Origin of the sequence: Agromyces terreus (assembly GCF_009749465.1) — a bacterium.
GTDB lineage: Bacteria > Actinomycetota > Actinomycetes > Actinomycetales > Microbacteriaceae > Agromyces > Agromyces terreus.
Map to the genome: position 1 here is coordinate 97,364 of NZ_WBIS01000008.1, position 18,837 is coordinate 116,200.

Annotated in this window: 12 protein-coding genes, 3 tRNA genes and 1 pseudogene; 12 read left to right on the plus strand and 4 right to left on the minus strand. The window is 70.9% G+C overall.

Annotation, left to right across the window (positions count from 1 at the left end; translation table 11 throughout):
- Positions 1 to 223: 223 nt before the first annotated feature.
- The 3 genes from GQQ92_RS13860 (at position 224) to GQQ92_RS13870 (ending at position 586) form a co-directional block, all read left to right on the plus strand.
- Positions 224 to 296: transfer RNA gene (locus GQQ92_RS13860), tRNA-Glu, on the plus strand.
- A gap of 57 nt (positions 297 to 353) precedes the next feature.
- Positions 354 to 427: transfer RNA gene (locus tag GQQ92_RS13865), tRNA-Asp, on the plus strand.
- Between the two features lie 86 nt (positions 428 to 513).
- Positions 514 to 586, plus strand: a tRNA-Phe gene (locus tag GQQ92_RS13870).
- Positions 587 to 715: 129 nt separating this feature from the next.
- Here GQQ92_RS13870 and GQQ92_RS13875 read toward each other — a convergent pair.
- Positions 716 to 5,221 carry a glycosyl hydrolase family 95 catalytic domain-containing protein gene (locus tag GQQ92_RS13875; protein WP_197738268.1) on the minus strand — a complete coding sequence of 1,502 codons (4,506 nt, stop codon included), beginning with the start codon at positions 5,219 to 5,221 and terminating at the stop codon, positions 716 to 718.
- Between the two features lie 457 nt (positions 5,222 to 5,678).
- Here GQQ92_RS13875 and GQQ92_RS13880 point away from each other — a divergent pair, with 457 nt between their 5' ends.
- The 5 genes from GQQ92_RS13880 to GQQ92_RS13900 all read left to right on the plus strand — a co-directional run bounded on the left by GQQ92_RS13880 (position 5,679) and on the right by GQQ92_RS13900 (position 11,120).
- Positions 5,679 to 7,340, plus strand: a complete 1,662-nt coding sequence (locus tag GQQ92_RS13880) for a DUF389 domain-containing protein (RefSeq protein WP_156999894.1) — start codon at positions 5,679 to 5,681, stop codon at positions 7,338 to 7,340.
- Between the two features lie 121 nt (positions 7,341 to 7,461).
- Complete coding sequence (gene nhaA / locus GQQ92_RS13885; RefSeq protein ID WP_156999895.1) at positions 7,462 to 9,342, plus strand: Na+/H+ antiporter NhaA; 1,881 nt, start codon at positions 7,462 to 7,464, stop codon at positions 9,340 to 9,342.
- A 120-nt stretch (positions 9,343 to 9,462) separates the two neighbouring features.
- On the plus strand, positions 9,463 to 9,795 hold the full coding sequence (locus GQQ92_RS13890) for a DUF3467 domain-containing protein (protein ID WP_156999896.1): 333 nt from the start codon (positions 9,463 to 9,465) through the stop codon (positions 9,793 to 9,795).
- A gap of 116 nt (positions 9,796 to 9,911) precedes the next feature.
- Positions 9,912 to 10,742 carry an alpha/beta fold hydrolase gene (locus GQQ92_RS13895; RefSeq protein WP_156999897.1) on the plus strand — a complete coding sequence of 277 codons (831 nt, stop codon included), beginning with the start codon at positions 9,912 to 9,914 and terminating at the stop codon, positions 10,740 to 10,742.
- Between the two features lie 132 nt (positions 10,743 to 10,874).
- Positions 10,875 to 11,120, plus strand: a complete 246-nt coding sequence (locus GQQ92_RS13900) for a hypothetical protein (RefSeq protein ID WP_156999898.1) — start codon at positions 10,875 to 10,877, stop codon at positions 11,118 to 11,120.
- A gap of 156 nt (positions 11,121 to 11,276) precedes the next feature.
- On the opposite strand, the gene GQQ92_RS13905 is transcribed toward GQQ92_RS13900, so the two are convergent.
- The gene (locus tag GQQ92_RS13905; RefSeq protein ID WP_156999899.1) at positions 11,277 to 12,308 is read right to left on the minus strand and encodes a PHP domain-containing protein; all 1,032 of its coding nucleotides are present in this window, start codon (positions 12,306 to 12,308) and stop codon (positions 11,277 to 11,279) included.
- Positions 12,309 to 12,399: 91 nt separating this feature from the next.
- Here GQQ92_RS13905 and ypfJ point away from each other — a divergent pair, with 91 nt between their 5' ends.
- Positions 12,400 to 13,281, plus strand: a complete 882-nt coding sequence (gene ypfJ, locus GQQ92_RS13910) for a KPN_02809 family neutral zinc metallopeptidase (RefSeq protein ID WP_156999900.1) — start codon at positions 12,400 to 12,402, stop codon at positions 13,279 to 13,281.
- Between the two features lie 71 nt (positions 13,282 to 13,352).
- Here ypfJ and GQQ92_RS13915 read toward each other — a convergent pair whose 3' ends face one another.
- A complete protein-coding gene (locus GQQ92_RS13915; protein WP_156999901.1) occupies positions 13,353 to 14,393 on the minus strand; it encodes a zinc-dependent alcohol dehydrogenase family protein in 1,041 nt (346 codons plus the stop codon).
- Between the two features lie 217 nt (positions 14,394 to 14,610).
- Here GQQ92_RS13915 and GQQ92_RS13920 point away from each other — a divergent pair, with 217 nt between their 5' ends.
- Together GQQ92_RS13920 and GQQ92_RS13925 are read left to right on the plus strand one after the other, a co-directional pair.
- Positions 14,611 to 15,660, plus strand: coding sequence for a DMT family transporter (locus GQQ92_RS13920; RefSeq protein WP_156999902.1), 1,050 nt, complete (start codon positions 14,611 to 14,613; stop codon positions 15,658 to 15,660).
- Positions 15,561 to 16,256 carry an alpha/beta fold hydrolase gene (locus GQQ92_RS13925; RefSeq protein ID WP_156999903.1) on the plus strand — a complete coding sequence of 232 codons (696 nt, stop codon included), beginning with the start codon at positions 15,561 to 15,563 and terminating at the stop codon, positions 16,254 to 16,256. Before GQQ92_RS13920 ends, GQQ92_RS13925 begins: the two co-directional genes overlap by 100 nt.
- Before the next feature lie 495 nt (positions 16,257 to 16,751).
- Here GQQ92_RS13925 and pip read toward each other — a convergent pair.
- Positions 16,752 to 17,708: pseudogene (gene pip, locus GQQ92_RS13930) on the minus strand (prolyl aminopeptidase); the annotation flags it as partial.
- Positions 17,709 to 17,824: 116 nt separating this feature from the next.
- On the opposite strand from pip, the gene GQQ92_RS13935 reads away from it, so the two are divergent.
- Positions 17,825 to 18,835: a malate dehydrogenase gene (locus tag GQQ92_RS13935; RefSeq protein ID WP_156999904.1), complete on the plus strand. Its 1,011-nt coding sequence runs from the start codon at positions 17,825 to 17,827 to the stop codon at positions 18,833 to 18,835.
- Positions 18,836 to 18,837 lie beyond the last annotated feature (2 nt).

Below are 18,837 nucleotides of genomic sequence, written 5' to 3' on the forward strand. Positions count from 1 at the left end.
CGCGATTCCGGCAATTCCGGGGCGTGTGGCGGATGCCGCGGCCGCGCGCCCGGGGCATCCGCTCGGGTCGTTCGGGGTCGATCTGCCGTCGTTTCGGGGTCGATCTGCCGTCGTTTCGGGGGTGTTCTACGGCCGTCCGCGGCTCGTTCCGCGCTCGTTTTGCCAATGCGGCGATTGGCACGTATGCTTGCTTCTCGGCGGTCATGCCCCAGGCAAGACCTCCGGCCCCATCGTTTAGTGGCCTAGGACACCGCCCTTTCACGGCGGCAGCACGGGTTCGAATCCCGTTGGGGTCACTCCACGAAGGTCAAGTACAATCAAATTGAATACTCGGGTGCGCAAGCACCTATCGAGGCCCTGTAGCGCAGTTGGTTAGCGTGCCGCCCTGTCACGGCGGAGGTCGCGGGTTCAAGTCCCGTCAGGGTCGCTCAGGCGACAAGCCCTTTCCCTTACGAGAGAAGGGGCTTTCTCCTTATTCGAGGCCGATACCGATCAAATCGGCGGATGCCTCGAGGCTCTGTAGCTCAGTTGGTAGAGCGTTCGACTGAAAATCGAAAGGTCACCGGATCGATGCCGGTCGGAGCCACAACCAAAACCCCCGGGAGACCCGGGGGTTTTCGTGTTTCATATCAAGCGAGCGCACGTTGGGGGCCGGCCCGTTCTCGGACCGGCCCCCACTGCTCGACTCAGAACGACTGAGTCACGAGATCAGCCGTCAGTACGCCCCCAAATCCCGCCACGGGCCGTTCGAGTCGCCGGGCGCCTGGTTGCGGCTCCACCACTTGGCGGTCCAGGTATGGCCCTCATACGCGACGGTTTCACCACCGGTGTAGACCCAGGTCGCCGTCCACTCGCGCACGCCGTCACCCGCTGCGGGCACGAGGTCGCCGCGCTCCATCCACGAGCCGGTACGGCTGCTGCCGGGCTTCTCGTTCTTCGTCCACCACTGCGCGACGTAGGCGGCACCGTCGTATGAGACCTCATCTCCTCGGTCGTAGACCGTGGTTGCGGCCCAGGCCGGCGGCATGGGCTCGACGAGCGTGAACGACACGCTGGTCTCGTTGCCCGCGACGTCGGCGACGACGAGTTCGTTGGCACCGAGTTCGGCGCCGTACGCACCGGGCTTGACGCCGTCGAGGTCGATCGCCGTGGCGTCGGCGAGGTCGGTCGCGACCCCGTTGACGCTCACCCGGTCGACCTTGAACTCGTCGGCGAGCGCGAACGAGACGACCTCGTATCCGCCTGCGGCCGTGCCGACGGTGCCGGCGCCGGACTTCACGCTGGCCGTCGGCCCGGTGACGTCGAGCACGAACGAGAGCGTGGTGACGTTGCCGGCGACGTCGTACACCTTCAGCTCGTTGCTGCCGGCCTTGCCGCCGAACGCGCCGGGCTTCACGCCGTTGAGGTCCGACCAGGTGTTGTCGGTCAGGTCCTTGGCGACGCCGTTGAGTTCCAGCCGATCGATCCATCCCTCGTCGAAGAGCTTGAACGAGACGGTGCGGTACACGCCATCGCGTCCCTTCGTGTCGGGCTTGACGGTCACGGTCGGTGCGGTCGTGTCGCCCGAGGCCTCGATTCGGTACGTCTCCCCGGCTTCGCCCTCGAACCGGATGGTGCGGCCGTCCTGGTCGCCGTCGTAGTTCGCGACCTTCTGCACACGGATGCGGGTGCCGTCGGAGTCGGTCACCTTCATGCGGGTGAGGTCGACGCCCTTGACGGTGAGCGTCTGCGCGACATCCGGCGTCAGCACGGCTTGGGCGAGGGTGCCGCCCGACCAGGCGAGGTCGACGCCGACGTCGCCGCGCGCCCGGAGGCCGGTGACCGACCCGTCGCTCCAGACCTCGGGCAAGGCCGGAAGCAGTTCGATCGCGTCGCCCTGCGACTGCAGGAGCATCTCGGTCGCGCCTGCGGTTCCGCCGAAGTTGCCGTCGATCTGGAACGGCGGGTGGGCGTCCCACAGGTTGTCGTACGTGCCCTGCTTGAGCAGGGTGCTGTACAGCACGTGGGCGCGGTCCCCGTCGCGCACGCGGGCCCAGAAGTTGAGCTTCCACGCCATCGACCAGCCGGTCGAGGAGTCGCCGCGCGTGTTCAGGGTGACCTTCATCGCGTCGACGAGGGCGTCCTCCTCGGCGCTGCGTCCGGCGACGACCTGGTCGCCCGGGTGCAGCGCGTAGAGGTGGTTGGTGTGGCGGTGGCTGCCGTCGCCCGTGAAGTCGATGGCGATGGGGTTCTGCCATTCCTGCAGTTGACCGCCCTGGTAGGTGCGTCCACCCTGCGTGTACGTTCCCTTCGGCGCGATCTGCAGGCCGAGTATGCCGGCGTTCGCCGTCTCGATCTCGTCGAGGTATGCGTCTTCGGCGTCGCGGCCTTCCAACCCGCTCGCTTCGTCGGACTCGTCGAGCCGGTCGCCCAGCACGTCGTGCGCCTCGGCGACGTCCTCGAAGAGTCCGCTCACGACCGACTGCGGTTCGGTTGCGCCCGCCGAGTACGGTCCGTGTTCGGGCGAGTACGACGGGCTCACGACGAGCTTGCCGGATGTCGGGTCGAGCACGAGCGAGTCGACCCAGAACAGCGCCGCGTCGCGCAGCAGGTCATAGTGCTCCTCGAGGAAGTCGAGGTCCTGCGTGTACCGATAGTGCTCCCAGATGTGCTGCGCGAGCCAGGCGCCGTCCTCGGGGCTGAAGAACGCGCCGGAGACCGCCGGGGCGGTGTTGCCCCACGTGTTGTTCTCATGCCAGGTCGTCCACCCGCGCGTCCCCTCGCCGAAGACGCGCTCGACGCCTTCGGTGCCGCGGGGCACCAGGCTGTCGATGTAGCTGATGAGCGGCTCGGTGAGCTCCGAGAGGTTCGTCTGCTCGGCCAGCCAGTAGTTCATCTGCAGGTTGATGTTGGCGTGGTAGTCGCTCGCCCATGGCGGGTTGGTGCCGTAGGCCCAGATGCCTTGGAGGTTCGCCGGGAGCGACCCTTCGCGCGACGACGCGATGAGCAGGTAGCGGCCGAACTGGTAGTAGAGCGTCTCGAGGTACAGGTTCTCGTCGGCCGTGTTGGTGCCGTCCCGATAGCCCTTCAGCAGTTCGGGTGTCGTCTTCGACGTTGCGGATGCCACGTCGCCGAGGTTGAGCTGCACGCGGTCGTAGAGCTCGCTGTAGTCGGCGAGGTGCGTCTCGTAGAGTTCGTCGAAGCCCTTGGCGGATGCCGCGTCGATGCGCTCCTCGACCTCGGGGAGCGGGTCTTCGCCGTCGAAGTAGTTGTTCAGCGGGTCTTCGCCGGGGTGCGGCTCGTCGGCGGTGATGTCCTCCTGGTAGTTCGTGTTGGTGGCGGTGAGCAGCACGACGGAGTCGGCGTTCTCGACGCGGATCGCGTTGCCCGACTTCACGATCTTGGCGTTCTCCCCCTGCGGGATGACCTTGAGCTGCTGCGCGTAGTGCAGCGCGTCGTTGAACAGGTTGACATCGTCGGCACCCGCGGTGTGGCCGCCGACCCAGCCGGTGGCGGTGATGGTGTCGCCGTCGACGGTGAGCTTCTGAGGGTCGATGGGCTTGATCGAGAACGCCTGCGTGATCGCGCCGGGCTCGTCGGCGGTGAGGCGGACGGCCATCACCTGGTCGGGGTTCGACACGAAGTACTCGCGTTCGAAGCCGATGCCGTCGCGCGTGTACGAGACCGAGGCCCTGCCGCCGTCGAGGTCGAGCTCGCGGCGGTAGTCGCTGACCGGGTCTTCCTCGGGCGTCGTCACTGGCAGCACGTCGATCTCCGACATCTGCGGGTTCTGACTGGCCTGCGCGAGCGCGGTGACCGTCATGCGGAATGCGCTGAACGTGCCGGGCACGTCGGCGTCGAACTGCTTGTAGGCCTTGCGCGCGGAGCCGAAAGCGGCATCCGTCACGGTGTCGATCAGCGACCACTCGCCAGAGTCCGACTTGCCGTACAGCTTCCAGGCCTTGAAGTCGCGGCCGGGGACGTCGTTGCCCGTGGCGAGGCGATAGGTCGTCACCGCGACGGGGGCGGAGTACGACCAGTCGACCTGGTACGGGTTGGCCTCGGTGATCGGGCCGGCTGCGTGCGCGTACATCTTCGAACCGGTGTCGCCGTCGAACAGCGACGGCGAGCGCTCGGCCGCGTTATCGGGGTGCTCCTTGTTGGCCGTCGACGAGACGAACTTCGGTGCGCTGCTCGCCGGGATCGTCACCTCGAGCTCGGACATCTGGGGGTCGCCGCCGCTCGCGGTCGCCGTCACCGACATCCGGAACTGGTCGTACGAGCCCGGCACGTCGAACGTGAACGACTTGTACGTCAGGCGGGCGGCGCCGAACGCGGCATCCGCCACGGTGTCGACGACGGCCCATGCGCCGTCGCCCTTGCGCGCCTCGAGCACCCAGGTCTTGAAGTCGCGGCCGGGGCTGTCATTGCCCGTCGCGAGCCGATACGCCGAGGCGTCGAACGCCTTCGAGTACGACCACTCGACCACGTAGGGATTCGTCGCGGTCGGCGCCCCGAACTTGTCGGCGTACATCTTGGTCTGCGTCGTGCCGTCGAAGAGCGACCGCGTGGTTTCGCCGGCGTTGTTCGGGTTCGTGTAGTTCGCCGAGTACTCAGCGAGCTCGACGACGTCGCCCGAGTTCATGATGATCGAACTGAGCTGTCGGTAACTTCCGAAGTTCGCCTTGCTGCCGACGAGTTGGTTCACGACGCCTGTGATCTCGTTCATCTTCGCCGAGCTCGGCGTCGTCGCGGGCGTGATGTTGCCGTTCGCATCGACCGTCGCGGGCGAGGTCTCGTCCCAGGCCGCCTGGATGAGGTCTTGGGCCTTCTTGATGTTGGCGGCGTTCTCCTCCGACGTCTTCGAGCTGAAGCCGCCGTCGTACGCCGGGTTCTGCCCCGGGCCGCCGGTCCAGTAGGTGTGGTCGTTGATGACGATCTCGTCGCTGTCGACGCCGCCGAGGATACTGGCGCCCAGGTAGCCGTTGCCGAGGGGGATGCTCTCCTTCTCCCACGCGCCCGCCTTGTCGTTCGCCGGGCCCGCGGGTGCGGAGTACCACGCTTTGAGGGCCGGTTGTTCGCCGAACCCATCGGCTTCGGCGGCTGCCGCCGACGTTCCGCCCAGGGTGACGACGGCTCCCGAGCCGAGTGCGAGGGCGAGGGCGCTCGCGACCCAACTCCTCGCTCGTCGCCGCCGCCGTCGGGCGGTCGCGCCATTGATGTCGTGGTCGGCCGTGTACACAGAGCTCTCCTTCGATCGGGCGCGTCCGAGCCGCGCCGGTACTGCGTTGCCTGATCGGGTGCGGATGGCCATCGGGCACGTCGAGTCGACGTGCAGCGCGTGAAGTGGCACCCGGACGCTGCGCGAGGCCGATGGGGTGTTCGCCGAGACCCGCGACGGAATCGCCGCGGGGCTTCGGTCTAGTCGTGCAGGTCTACGGACTGCAGGTCTACGGACATCGGTTCGGCGAGCGAAGGCGTCGGACGCGGACCGCGGTGTCGTTGCTGGTGCACGGTGGTTCCTCTCGTCGTTGAGATCAACGCTCACGAGCGTAGCAGTCATCGGATGTTTAATCACTACTTCGTCGAGTTGCTCCTGATTTTGTTGCACTAATGAGGTATCGATCAGACCTTTGCGCAACCCTCTCACTTCGGAGATGGCCGCACCGTAGTCTGAGCCCACGAAAACAGGAGGGCCGATGACGTCGACCGACGACGAAGCGCTGGCGATCGAACCGCGTACGAACGAACGCATGCGCGACCGGTTCCGCTCGGCGACCGCGATGCTGTCGACCGCGGTGGCCCTGCGCGGGCTCGCCGCCATCGTCGCCGGAACGGCCGTGCTGCTCCTGCCCGACGCCACCACCACGCTGGTGACGGTCATCGTCGTCGTGCTCTTCGCGATCGGCGGCGTCGCCGACCTCGTCTTCGCGGTCAGCGGGCACCGGTGGCTGCGGCGGCCCATCAACCGGTGGCTCGCCGCCCTGCGCGGGCTCGCGGCACTCCTCGCCACCGCGGTGCTCGGCCTGATCGCGTTCGCCGGATCCGGCGAGATCACGCTCGTGATCGTCGTCGCGGTGCTGGGCGTGTACATCGGCATCCGCGGCGTGGTCGCCGTCATCGCGGCGCTGCTGCGTCGACGCGACCGCGACCCGCTCCCCCGCCTCGCCGCCGGGTCGATCGCGATTGTGGCGGGCGTGCTCGCGTTCGTGGTGCCGGCCTCGCTCGCCGCGACCGTGATCATCGCCGGCGCGACCGTGTCCCTCCTCGTCGGCCTCGTGCTCATCGCCTGGAGCGTGCGGCGAGCCGGCCAGGAGACCGGGCTCGACCCCTCGACGGCCACGATCACCGAGGTGGTCTGGGACTGGATCGAGGGATCCGACCTCGGCCGGGCGACGCGCGCCGAACAGGCATCCGGTCTCTACTTCGAGAACCCGAGCCGCGCGACGAAGCTCGGCACCTGGTGGGTGATGCTGCTGCTCTCGGTCGCTATCGCGACGTTCGCGGTGCTCGCCGACTCCACGGCCGTGGTCATCGGCGCCATGCTCGTCGCGCCGCTCATGACCCCGATCCTCGGCCTCTCGGGCGCGCTCGTGAACGGGTGGGGCCGACGCGCCGTCGAGTCGTCGCTGCTCGTGCTCGCCGGCGCGGTGGTCGCCGTCGCGCTCGCCTACGGCATCGCCGCCTGGGCTCCGGTCGCGATCTCGTTCGACACGAACACGCAGATCATCTCCCGGGTGTCGCCGAACACCATCGACATGCTCATCGCCCTCGCGGCCGGCGCCGCGGGCGCGTTCGCGACGGTGAACACCCGCGTGGCGAGCGGCATCGCCGGCGTCGCGATCGCCGTCGCGCTGGTGCCGCCGCTGGCCGTGGTCGGCGTGAGCCTCAACGGCGGACGCTTCGACGACGCGGGCGGGGCGTCGCTGCTGTTCCTCACGAACTTCGTCGCGATCGTGCTCGCCGCCGCCGCGGTCTTCGTGCTGACCGGCTTCGCCCGTCCGTTCGCCCTGCGCAAGCGCCCGCGGCAGATCCTGCAGACCGTCGCCCCCTTCGTCGCACTCGCCGGCATCGTGATGGTGCCGCTCATGCTGACCTCCGAGGGCCTGCTCCAGTCCGACACGCGCCTGCGCGACGCACAGGAGACCGCCGTGACCTGGCTCGGCGACGACAGCGACTTCATCGTCACCGACGTCCGGATCGACGGCGACCAGGTGCAGGTCACGATCAGCGGCGGCGGCGATCCGCCGTCGGCGAGTTCGCTGCGCGACGCCCTCCAGGCCGACTTCGACGAGCCCGTCGGCCTGCGGCTCGCGGTCGTCCCGGTCGACGTCACCGTGATCCCCGCCCCCGTCGGCTGAACCTGCGCACGCTGCGCCGAGGGTCGTCGATCGGCGGGCGCCGACCGCCGATCCGGCGGCCGCCGACCTGACCCCCGGCAGGGGCCTTGTCGCCCGCCCGTGCACGCGCGAGAATTCGGCGATGACGAACCTCACGATCATCGGGCGCTCGCCGGACCCCGAGCAGGTGCAGGCGCGCAGTCGCACCCGACGGTCGATCGCGGCGCGCATCCGCAACGTGGGGCAGAACCGCATCGGCGCGCTCCTGCTGCTCGTCGCCACGGCCGCGGCGATCGTCTGGGCGAACGTGTCGACGGGTTCGTACGAGAGCTTCTGGGAGACCCACCTGTCGATCGGCGTCGGAGACATCCAGCTCGACTTCACCCTGCACGCCCTCGTGAACGACGCGCTCATGGCGATCTTCTTCTTCACCGTCGGGCTCGAGGTGCGCCGGGAGTTCGCGATCGGCGAGCTCACGAGCTGGTCGCGCGCGGTCGTGCCCGTGGTCGCGGCGATCGCGGGCCTGGCCGTTCCGGCCGCGCTGTTCCTGCTCATCGCCGGCGGATCGGGCGAGGCGCACGCCTGGGGCATCGTGATCTCGACCGACACCGCGTTCCTCGTGGGCGCCCTCGCGCTCATCGGCCCGCGCGTGCCGGGGCGCCTGAGGGTGTTCCTGCTCGCCCTCGCCGTCGTCGACGACATCGGCGCGCTCAGCATCATCGCGCTGGTCTACACGTCGGACTTCACGCCCGCTCCGCTCATCATCGCCGCGCTCGGGCTCGTGGGCGTGTACTTCACCCGGTACCTGCGGGGCGGCCGCGGTCCGGTGTACGCGACGCTGTCGGTCATCGTGTGGATGTCGTTCCTCGCCTCGGGCGTGCACCCGACGCTCGCGGGCGTCGCCATCGCACTGCTCGTGCCCGTGTACCGCCCCAACCGCCGCGACGTCGAGCACGCCCTCGACCTCGCTCACACGTTCCGGCAATCACCGAACACCGAGTACGCCAGGGCTGCGGCGAACAGCCTGCGCGAGTCGATCTCGATCAACGAGCGCCTGCAGTCGGCCTACGCGCCGTACGTCGCCTACGTGATCCTGCCGCTCTTCGCCCTCGCGAACGCGGGGGTGCGCATCACGCCCGAGATCCTGGCGGGCGCGCTCGCGTCCTCGCTCACCTGGGGCATCGTGGCGGGGCTCGTGGCCGGAAAGCTCATCGGCGTCTTCGGTTCGACGGCGCTGCTGCGCGTCCTGCGCATCGGGGAGTTCGGTCCGGGCCTCACGCTCGACCGCATCGCGGGCGGGGCGGCGCTCTGCGGCATCGGCTTCACGATCTCCCTGTTCATCGTCGACCTCGCGATCACCGACGAGAACGCCCAGAACGAGGCGAGAGTGGGCGTGCTCGCGGCATCCGTCATCGCGTTCGTGCTCGCCACGGTGATCTTCAGGATCTCGGATGCCGCGCGCCCCGACCTCGACGCCGGTCAGACGCTCGCCCGGCCGATCGATCCGAAGCGCGACCACGTGTTCGGCCCCGACGACGCCCCGTACACGATCGTCGAGTACGGGGACTTCCAGTGCGGATTCTGCCTCAAGGCGTCGGGATCGATCCAGGAGGTCAAGGCCGAGCTCGGCGACCGCCTGCGGTACGTCTGGCGGCACGCACCGCTCACGCAGTACCACCCGAACGCGCTCGCGGGCGCCGAAGCCGCGGAGGCCGCGTCGTTGCAGGGGAAGTTCTTCGAGTTCGAGCGCGGGCTCTTCGCCGATCAGGAGAACCAGCGCCCCTCCGACATCCTCCGCCTGGCGGGCGAGCTCGGCCTCGACGTCGAGCGGTTCGAGGCCGACCTCACGAACCCGAAGGTCACCGGTCGGGTGCGCGACGACATGCTCGACGCCGAGGTGATGGGCATCGCCGCGGTGCCGACGCTGTTCATCAACGGCCGCCGGCACAGCGGGCCGTACGACGCGCAATCGCTGATCCGTGCGCTCGCGGCGGACGACGGATCGGCCGCGCCCGTCGGCTGACTCCGTCCGACCGCTGCCGAAGCCGACCGCGCCGGCGGCGCGCCGTGTAGGTTCGTTCGTGGCAGGGGCGGCCGCGGTCCGCAGGCGGCGCGTCCCGGCATCCGCAATCGAGGGGGCACCATGACCGACGACCACCTTCCGCGCCGATTCCAGATCGAGCTGCCCGCCGACCGTGCGCAGGGGGTCTTCGCCGACTTCGCGCGCGTCTGGCACACGCCGAACGTGTTCGTCATGGACTACGTCGCCCTCACCCAGCCGCCCTCGCAGGTCGAGGACGCCGACGGCACGAGGGCGGTCGCCGTGCCCGGGCAGATCGTGAGCCGCATCCGCATCCCTCCCGAGCAGGTGTTCGAGCTCGCGAAGGCGCTCACCCAGCAGCTCGAGGCCTGGGAGCAGGAGACCGGCCGCAAGCCGCCCGAGAAGCCGCTGTTCGGCGGGCACTCCACGCCGTAGCGGGTCGACGGCAGGGCGAGCGGATGTCTCGCAACCCCCTTGTCCGGTGACGCCGCGACTGGTGGACTGGGCCTCGCCACCATCCGCCCGAGCAACGTCACCGAGAGCAGGGAACCATGCCGTTCGTCACCGTCGGAACCGAGAACTCCGCCCCGATCCAGCTCGCCTACGAGGACCACGGGTCGGGCTCGCCCGTCGTGCTGATCCACGGGTACCCGCTGAGCGGGGCCTCATGGGAGAAGCAGGAACGCGCCCTGCTCGACGCCGGCCACCGCGTCATCACCTACGACCGTCGCGGCTTCGGCGCGTCCAGCAAGCCGATCGCCGGATACGACTACGACACCTTCGCGAACGACCTGAAGACGCTGCTCGACACGCTCGACCTGCACGACGTCGCCCTCGTCGGCTTCTCGATGGGCACCGGCGAGGTCGGCCGCTACCTCGGCGCGTTCGGCAGCGAGCGCGTGTCGAAGGCGGCGTTCCTCGGCAGCCTCGAGCCGTACCTGCGCAAGACCGACGAGAACCCGACGGGCGCCGCACCCGACTTCGACGACCTGAAGGCCGCTGCGACCGGCGACCGGTTCGCCTGGTTCACGGGCTTCTTCGAGAACTTCTACAACCTCGACGAGAACCTCGGCTCCCGCATCTCCGAAGACGCCGTGCGCGGCAGCTGGCAGGTCGCCGCCGCGGCGTCGTGGTACGCGGCATCCGCCTGCGTCGACACCTGGCTGACCGACTTCAGGGGCGACATCGAACGCATCGACGTGCCCGCGCTCATCCTGCACGGCACGGCCGACCGGATCCTGCCGATCGACGCGACCGCGCGCGAGTTCGCCAAGCGCCTGCCCGACGCGACCGTGGTCGAGATCGAGGGCGCGCCCCACGGACTGCTCTGGACGCACGCCGACGAGGTGAACACGGCGCTGCTGGAGTTCCTGGCGGACTGAGGGCGGCCGGCGGCACCGCGTCGTGACGTGCCGGCCGCGCAGGCGGCGTCGACGGTCGCGGGCCGCGGTAGGCGACGCCGCCGCCCGCGTCAAGGGGTTTGCCGTGCCGCCCACGCTTGCGAGCATCGTCGTATGAGCGACCACGAGCACGACGCGACCACGCCCGACGCGACCACCGCACCGGTTCAGGAGGGCAGCCTCACCGATGCCGACGACGGCGAGCGGCTCGAGGGCGTCGTCGAGCAGGTTCGCGGCGACCTGCTGTCGGGGCACGTCGACGACCTGCAGCGCATGGTGCGCGAGCGGCTCGAGCAGGCCGGACTCGCGGCATCCCCCAACGACGTCGACGCGGTCGTGTCGGCGGTGCAGACGCCCTGATCCGAGTCACGGTTGCAGGAAACGAGGACCCATCCCCCTCTGACAGCGAGGATGCGTCCTCGTTTCCTGCATCTCGAACGCGAGCGGATGCCGCGAGCCGAGGTTGCGCGCACGTGAGCGCCCTGCGAGCGCGAGTGCAAACGCGAGCGCCGCAGCTCAGCGCCGCGCGGCCCACTCGAGCAGCTGCTCCGCGGGCCACGTGTTGACGATGCGCTCGGCGGGCACCCCGCTCGCCTCCGCGCGCGCGGCCCCGAGCTCGAGGAACGCGAAGTGCCCCGGCGCGTGCGCGTCGCTGTCGATCGAGAAGCGGCATCCGGCGTCGAGCGCGAGCGCGATGAGGTCGTCGGGCGGGTCCTGCCGCTCGGGGCGCGAGTTGATCTCGACGGCCACGTCGTGCTCGGCGCAGGCGGCGAACACGGCCCTCGCGTCGAACGTGGATTGCGGGCGCGTGCCGCGCGAGCCCTCGACCAGACGGCCGGTGCAGTGCCCGAGCACGTTCGTGCGCGGGTTGCGGACGGCACGGAGCATCCGCTCGGTCAGCTCCTTCGACTCGGTGCGGAGCTTCGAGTGCACGCTCGCGACGACCACGTCGAGCCGTTCGAGCATCTCGGGGGCCTGGTCGAGCGATCCGTCGAGCAGGATGTCGACCTCGATGCCGGTGAGCAGGCGGATGCCGCGGCCGTCGCCCGTCTCGGCCGGGGTGCGGTTCAGCCGCTCGATCACGTCGAGCTGGTCGAGGAGGCGTTCGACGCTGAGCCCGTTGGCGATCGTGAGGTTCGGCGAGTGGTCGCTGACCACGAGGTAGTCGAGGCCGACGGATGCCGCGGCGCGGGCCATCGTCGAGATGGGCGTCGTGCCGTCGGACCAGTCGGTGTGGCTGTGCAGGTCGCCGCGGAGCTTCGCGCGGAGCCCCTCGACCGAGCCCGCGGCAGGGCCGTCCTGCTCGCGCAGCGCGACGAGGTGGCTCGGCACGGCGCCGCCGACCGCCTCGGAGATCACGCCGAACGTGGTGTCGCCGATGCCCGCGGTGCGCTTCAGGCGTCCGTCGCGCACGCGTTCGGCGAGCTCGTCGGCGGGGAGGTCGCCGATGATGCCCGCCGCCTTGCGGAACGCCTTCGACTTGAACGCCGAGGCCCGGTCGCGCTCGAGCAGGAAGGCGATCTCCTCGAGCGCCGCGATCGGATCCATGCGCCCATTCTGGCGCGGGCGCGCGGGTTTCGGCAGCCCCACCGGGCAGACGGCGCGCGGACGCCGCGGGCCGGTGCAGTAGCTTCGGAACATGACGTTCAACCCGAACGCCGACATCAGCGGCGGCAAGACCTCCAAGCGCGGACGGAACACGGGCATCGCCGTCGGCGGCGGGCTCGGCGTGGTCGCCCTCGTCATCGTCGCGCAGCTGCTCGGCGTCGACCTGACGGGCCTGCTCGGCGGCGGCGAGAGCCAGGAGTCGGCGCCCGACACGAGCATCGAGCAGTGCCTCACCGGGCAGGACGCGAACGAGCGCGTCGACTGCCGCATGCGCGGCGCCGCCGCGTCGCTCGAGGACTACTGGGCGGCCGCCGCACCCCAGGAACTCGGCATCGACTACGCCGCGCCCCAGGACTTCGCGCTGTTCACCCAGTCGGTGTCCACGGCCTGCGGCTCGGCGACGAGCGCGACCGGACCCTTCTACTGCCCGCCCGACCAGATCATCTACGTCGACGTGACGTTCTTCGACGAGCTCGAGTCGCAGTTCGGCGCGAGCGGCGGCTCGCTCGCCCAGATGTACGTCGTGGCGCACGAGTGGGGTCACCACGTGCAGAACCTCGCCGGCACGTTGCAGGCCGCGCAGGACGGGCAGACCGGCCCGACCTCGAACAGCGTGCGCACCGAACTGCAGGCCGACTGCTTCGCCGGCGCATGGGTCGGCGCCGCCGCCGAGACGCGCGACGACGACGGGGTGCCGTTCCTGCAGCAGCCGACGGTCGCCGAGGTGGCCGACGCGTTGAGCGCGGCCGCCGCCGTCGGCGACGACCGCATCCAGGAGGCGACGCAGGGGCAGGTCAGCCCGCACACGTTCACCCACGGCACGAGCGAGCAGCGCCAGCGCTGGTTCACCGTCGGGTACGAGCAGGGGCCGACGGCCTGCGACACGTTCGGCATCGACGGCGCGCAGCTCTGACCGACGGCGCGCAGCGCTGACCCCGGGCGCCGGAGCTCGGGCCCCGAGCCCGCCCGGCTCGCGACCCGCCGCTACAGCTCGACGACCGTCATGCCCGACCCGGCCGCGCCGGCGCCCATCGAGGCGAGCGCGTCGGGCACCTCGTCGAGGCCGATGCGCCGGCCCACGAGCTCGATCGGCCGGAAGAACTCCGACGCCACGGCGTCGAGCATCGACGGGTACTCGTGGGCGGCCATGCCGTGGCTGCCGAGGATCTCGAGCTCGCCCGCGATGACGGCGTCCATGGGCATCGCGGCGAGCGCCGAGGTGCCGACCATGAGGCCGATCTGCACGTGGCGTCCGCGCTTCTTGAGGCTCCGGACCGAGGCGAACGAGGTCTCGCTGCTGCCGTACGCGTCGACCGAGACATCCACCCCGCCTCCGGATGCCTCGAGGATGCGCTCGGCGGCGCCCTCGCCGCCGCGCACGGGAACGGCGCCCAGCTTCTCGGCGGCCTGGAGTGCGGCGTCCGACACGTCGACGCCGTAGACCGTGACGCCCGCCGCGACCGAGATCATGATCGCCGAGAGGCCGACCCCGCCGCATCCGTGCACCGCGATCTGCTCGCCGGGCGCGAGGCGGCTGCGCGAGACGATGGCGCGGTAGGCGGTGGCGAAGCGGCATCCGAGCGAGGCGGCCTCGACGAAGCCGAGGGCGTCGGGCAGGCGGATGAGGTTGAGCTCGGCCTCGTCGATCGCGACGAGTTCGGCGAACGAGCCCCACCGCGTGAAGCCGGGCTGCGACTGGGCGTCGCACACCTGCTCGTTGCCGGCGAGGCATTCGGCGCAGCGCCCGCACGCGCAGATGAACGGCGCGGTGACCCGGTCGCCGACGGCCCAGCCGGAGTCGGGGGCGACCTCGGAACCGAGCTCGACGATCTCGCCCGCGAACTCGTGCCCGGGCACGTGCGGGAGGGCGATGACGTCGTCGTGGCCCATCCAGCCGTGCCAGTCGCTGCGGCACACGCCGGTCGCCCGCACCCGGATGACAGCGCCCCGCGGCGGGCAGTCGGGTTCGGGCACGTCGGCGAGTTCGGGTCGCTCGCCGAAGGCGGTGAAGAGCACGGCACGCACGGGTTCCTCCGTTGGGTCGACGGATGTCGCGGCTGCGAGCGGCGCGTCGGGTCGGCGGGCCGGGGGCTCCGCCACGCGGCTTCGCGGGCGACGCATGTGAGCCTACCGGCCCGTCGGGCGGGTGCCGGCCACGCCCACGGCCACGGCCTCCGGAGCACGAGCGTCCGCCGCGAGACGGTCCGGGGCACGCTCCGCCAAATTGTGGAACAATCTGTGCATGCGTTTCGTCGTGGCCGTGCTCCTCGCGTCCGTGTGCTTCGGCACCACGGGAACCGCGCAGGCGCTCGGCCCCGACGCCGACCCGCTCTCCGTCGGGGCCGCGCGCATCCTCATCGGCGGCGGCGCCCTCGCCCTCATCGCGGGTGCGAGCCTGCTCGTGCGGCGGTCCCGGCGACCAGGGGACGGGCGAGCGGATGCCCCGACGCGGCCGCAACCGGCGGCGCGCGCTCCGCGGCATCCGCTCGGTTCCCTCCTCGTCGTGCTCGTCGGCGCCCTCGGCGTGCTCGCCTACCAACCCGCGTTCTTCGCGGGAACCGCCGCGAACGGCGTGGCCGTCGGCACGGTCGTCGCGCTCGGCTCCGCCCCCGTCATCACCGGCGCCCTCGACTGGGCGCTGCGGCGCCGGTATCCGGGCACCCGCTGGCTGGTCGCGACCGTGATCGCGACGGCCGGCGTCTCGGTGCTCGCCCTCGCGTCGGACTCGACGCAGGCCGCGGCCAGCCCGCTCGGCCTGCTCGCCTCGCTCGGGGCCGGCGCCTCCTACGCCGTCTACACGCTCTCCGCGAAGCAGCTGCTCGACCGGGGCTTCACCCCGACCGGGAGCATGGGCGCGCTCTTCGGCACCGCCGCGGTCGCGAGTCTGCCGATCCTGCTGGCGACGGATGCCTCGTGGCTCGCCACCGACGCCGGCCTCGCCATGGCGCTCTGGCTCGGGCTCGTCGCCACCGCCCTGGCCTACGTGCTCTTCGGCGTCGGGCTCTCGGGGCTCGCGCCGGCCGTCGTGGCCACGCTCACGCTCGCGGAACCGCTGACCGCGGGGCTGCTCGGCGTCGTCGTGCTCGGCGAGACCCTGGCGCCGGCATCCGTGCTCGGACTCGCCATCCTGGCGCTCGGCATCGTCGTGCTCGCGACGGGCGGATGTCGGAGGTCGAACGTATCTTCGAGGACATGGACATCATCCTCATCCCCGGGTTCTGGCTCGACGCCGCGTCGTGGGGCGACGTCGTCCCCATCCTCGAAGAGGCCGGGCACCGCCCCCACCCCGTGACGCTGCCCGGGCTCGAGTCGGTCGACGCCGACCGCCGCGAGATCGGCCTGCGCGACCACATCGACGCCGTCGTGCGACTCGTCGACACCTTCGCCGAGCCGGTCGTGCTCGTCGCGCACTCGGGCGGCGGCGCCGTCGCCCACGGGGTCGCCGACGCCCGCCCCGACCGCGTCGCCCGGGTGGTCTACGTCGACGCCGGCCCGCTCGCCGACGGCCAGGCGATCAACGACGAACTGCCCGTCGTCGACGGCGAGATCCCGCTGCCCGAATGGCAGGACTTCGACGACGCCGACCTCGTCGACCTCGACGACGACCTGCGTGCGAGATTCCGCGCTCGGGCGGTGCCCGAGCCGGTGCGCGTCGCGACCGACCCGCTCGTGCTCCGCGACGACCGCCGCTACGACGTTCCCGTCACCGTCATCGCCTGCGAGTTCCCGAGCTCCACGCTCGTCGACTTCATCGCGGCCGACGCCGGGTTCACCCGCGAGCTCGCGCGCGTCCGCGAGGTCGCCTACATCGACCTGCCCACCGGCCACTGGCCCCAGTTCACGAAGCCGGTGCAGCTGGGGCAGGCGATCGCCGCGGCCGTGCGGTGATCCGGTCGCCCTTCGCACCGCCCGCGGGGGCGACGGGGCCGCCGGGCCGCGTGTACCAGTGATCGACTCCGCGGCTGCAGGTGCAGGCCGCCTCGACCTTCTCCTCCAGGCCCACCGCCTGGAAGAACTCACGGTGCGGGGCGGTAGGGGCGCTCGTGCGAGGCATCTTCGACTCCAGTCCATCTCGGCACGCCGATCGCGTGCCTCATCTGGAGAGACGCCCGACCCCGCCGATCATGACGCGGGTTCGTCGCCCTTCTCGCCCGCGGTGTCGTCGGGCTCGGCGGTGTCGTCGGGCTCGGCCGTGTCGTCGGGCTCGGCCGTGTCGTCGGCGGGCTCGGCGGATTCGCTCTCGATGGCGTCTTCGGACTCGGCGGATTCAGGTTCGACGGACTCGGGCTCAGCGGACTCGGGCTCTGCCTGCGGCTCGGGCTCGGGCTCAGGCTCGTCGGCGACGCCACCGGCATCGATCGGTTCGTCGTCGAACGAGTACCTCGCGCCCGCGAACCGGTCGGTCGCCTCCACGAGCGCGTCGAGGATCCCGGGCTCGTCGAACGCGTGCCCCGCATCGCCGATGATGCGCAGGTCGGCCTCGGGTAACGCGCGATGCAGGTCCCAGGCCGTCATGACCGGCGTGCACATGTCGTAGCGGCCCTGCACGATGACCGTCGGAATCCCGGCCAGCCGGTGCGCGTCGCGGATCAGCTGGCCGTCCTCCCACCAGCCGCCGTGACGGAAGTAGTGGTTCTCGATGCGCGCGAACGCGGTCGCGTACTCGGGCGAGACGAACTTCGCGATCGTCTCGATCTGCGGCAGGAGGGTGATCGTGGTGGCCTCCCACCGCGACCACGCGATGGCCGCCGACTGGTGCACGTCGGGATTCGGGTCGTCGAGCAGCCGGCCGTAGGCCTCGATGAGGTGGGTCCGCTCGGCGAGCGGCACGGGGGCGATGAAGTCCTCCCAGAGGTCGGGGAACACCGCCGACGCCCCGCCCTCGTAGAACCAGTCGAGTTCCTGCCTGCGCAGGGTGAAGATGCCGCGCAGCACGAGCTCCGTCACCCGCTCGGGGTGGGTCTCGGCGTAGGCGAGCGCGAGCGCGCTCCCCCACGAGCCGCCGAAGACCTGCCAGCGCTCGACGCCGAGGTGCACTCGCAGCCGTTCGATGTCGGCGACGAGGTGCCAGGTCGTGTTCGAGGAGAGATCCGCGGCGGGTTCGCTCGCGTGCGGGATCGACAGCCCGCAGCCCCGCTGGTCGAAGAGCACGATGCGGTAGCGCTCGGGATCGAACAGGCGCCGATGCGCCGGGCTGGTGCCCCCACCGGGCCCACCGTGCAGGAACACCACGGGCTTGCCCTCCCGGTTGCCCGAGATCTCCCAGTAGATGTGCTGTCCGTCCCCCACATCGAGCATGCCCGTCTCGAGCGGCTCGATCTCCGGATACAGGTCTCTCATGGCCCCACGGTAACGAGCGCGGCCGGGGCGGGCCGGATGCCGCGCCGCCGCGGGCCGCGGCGGGGCCGCCCGCTGCGGGTCGTCCGGCGTCGCGGTTCGCGGCGTAGGCTCGAGCCATGAGCGTGAAACCGGTCACCATCACCATCACCGGCGCGGGCGGTCAGATCGGGTACGCCCTGCTGTTCCGCATCGCCTCGGGCGCGATTCTCGGCCCCGACGTTCCGGTGCGGCTGAACCTCCTCGAGATCCCGCAGGGCGTGCGCGCGGCCGAGGGCGCGGCGCTCGAACTGCAGGATGCCGCGTTCCCGCTGCTGCACCAGGTCGACGTCTACGACGACGCGACGCCCGCCTTCGCCGGGTCGAACCTCGCGCTGCTCGTCGGCGCCCGACCCCGCACGGCCGGCATGGAGCGCGGCGACCTCCTCGCGGCGAACGGCGGCATCTTCGGCCCGCAGGGCGCGGCGATCAACGCGGGCGCGGCCGACGACATCCGCGTCGTCGTGGTCGGCAACCCGGCGAACACGAACGCGCTCATCGCCGCCTCGCACGCCCCCGACGTCCCGGCCGAGCGCTTCACGGCGTTGACCCGCCTCGACCACAATCGCGCGCTCGGGCAGCTCGCCGCGACGCTCGGCACCACGGTCGGCACGCTCCGAGACGTCACGATCTGGGGCAACCACTCCGCGACGCAGTTCCCGGATGTCTCGCACGCGACCATCGACGGCGAGACCGTGCCCGCCCTGCTCGCCGCCCGTCTCGGCGGCGTCGACGTCGCCCGCGAGTGGCTCGTCGACACGTTCATCCCGAGGGTCGCCAAGCGCGGGGCCGAGATCATCGAAGTGCGCGGCTCGTCCTCGGTCGCGTCCGCGGCGAGCGCCGCGATCGACCACATGCGCGACTGGGTGCAGGGCACGCAGCACGGGTGGACGAGCGCGGCCGTCGTCTCCGACGGCTCCTACGGCGCGCCCGAGGGCCTCGTCTCGTCGTTCCCCGTCGAATCCGTCGACGGCGAGTGGCGCATCGTGCAGGGGCTCGAGGTCGACGCCTTCGCCGAGCACCGCATCGCGGCATCCGTCGGCGAACTGGCCGACGAGCGCGAGGCCGTGCGCTCTCTCGGGCTCATCTGAGC

Excerpts from the sequence above, each read along its gene's own strand:
- GQQ92_RS13880 (WP_156999894.1), top strand. The coding sequence starts at position 5,679 with ATGACGTCGACCGACGACGAAGCGCTGGCGATCGAACCGCGTACGAAC.
- GQQ92_RS13935 (WP_156999904.1), top strand. The coding sequence starts at position 17,825 with ATGAGCGTGAAACCGGTCACCATCACCATCACCGGCGCGGGCGGTCAG.
- GQQ92_RS13890 (WP_156999896.1), top strand. The coding sequence starts at position 9,463 with ATGACCGACGACCACCTTCCGCGCCGATTCCAGATCGAGCTGCCCGCC.
- GQQ92_RS13925 (WP_156999903.1), top strand. The coding sequence starts at position 15,561 with ATGGACATCATCCTCATCCCCGGGTTCTGGCTCGACGCCGCGTCGTGG.
- GQQ92_RS13895 (WP_156999897.1), top strand. The coding sequence starts at position 9,912 with ATGCCGTTCGTCACCGTCGGAACCGAGAACTCCGCCCCGATCCAGCTC.
- ypfJ (WP_156999900.1), top strand. The coding sequence starts at position 12,400 with ATGACGTTCAACCCGAACGCCGACATCAGCGGCGGCAAGACCTCCAAG.
- GQQ92_RS13905 (WP_156999899.1), bottom strand. The coding sequence starts at position 12,308 with ATGGATCCGATCGCGGCGCTCGAGGAGATCGCCTTCCTGCTCGAGCGC.
- GQQ92_RS13920 (WP_156999902.1), top strand. The coding sequence starts at position 14,611 with ATGCGTTTCGTCGTGGCCGTGCTCCTCGCGTCCGTGTGCTTCGGCACC.
- GQQ92_RS13900 (WP_156999898.1), top strand. The coding sequence starts at position 10,875 with ATGAGCGACCACGAGCACGACGCGACCACGCCCGACGCGACCACCGCA.
- nhaA (WP_156999895.1), top strand. The coding sequence starts at position 7,462 with ATGACGAACCTCACGATCATCGGGCGCTCGCCGGACCCCGAGCAGGTG.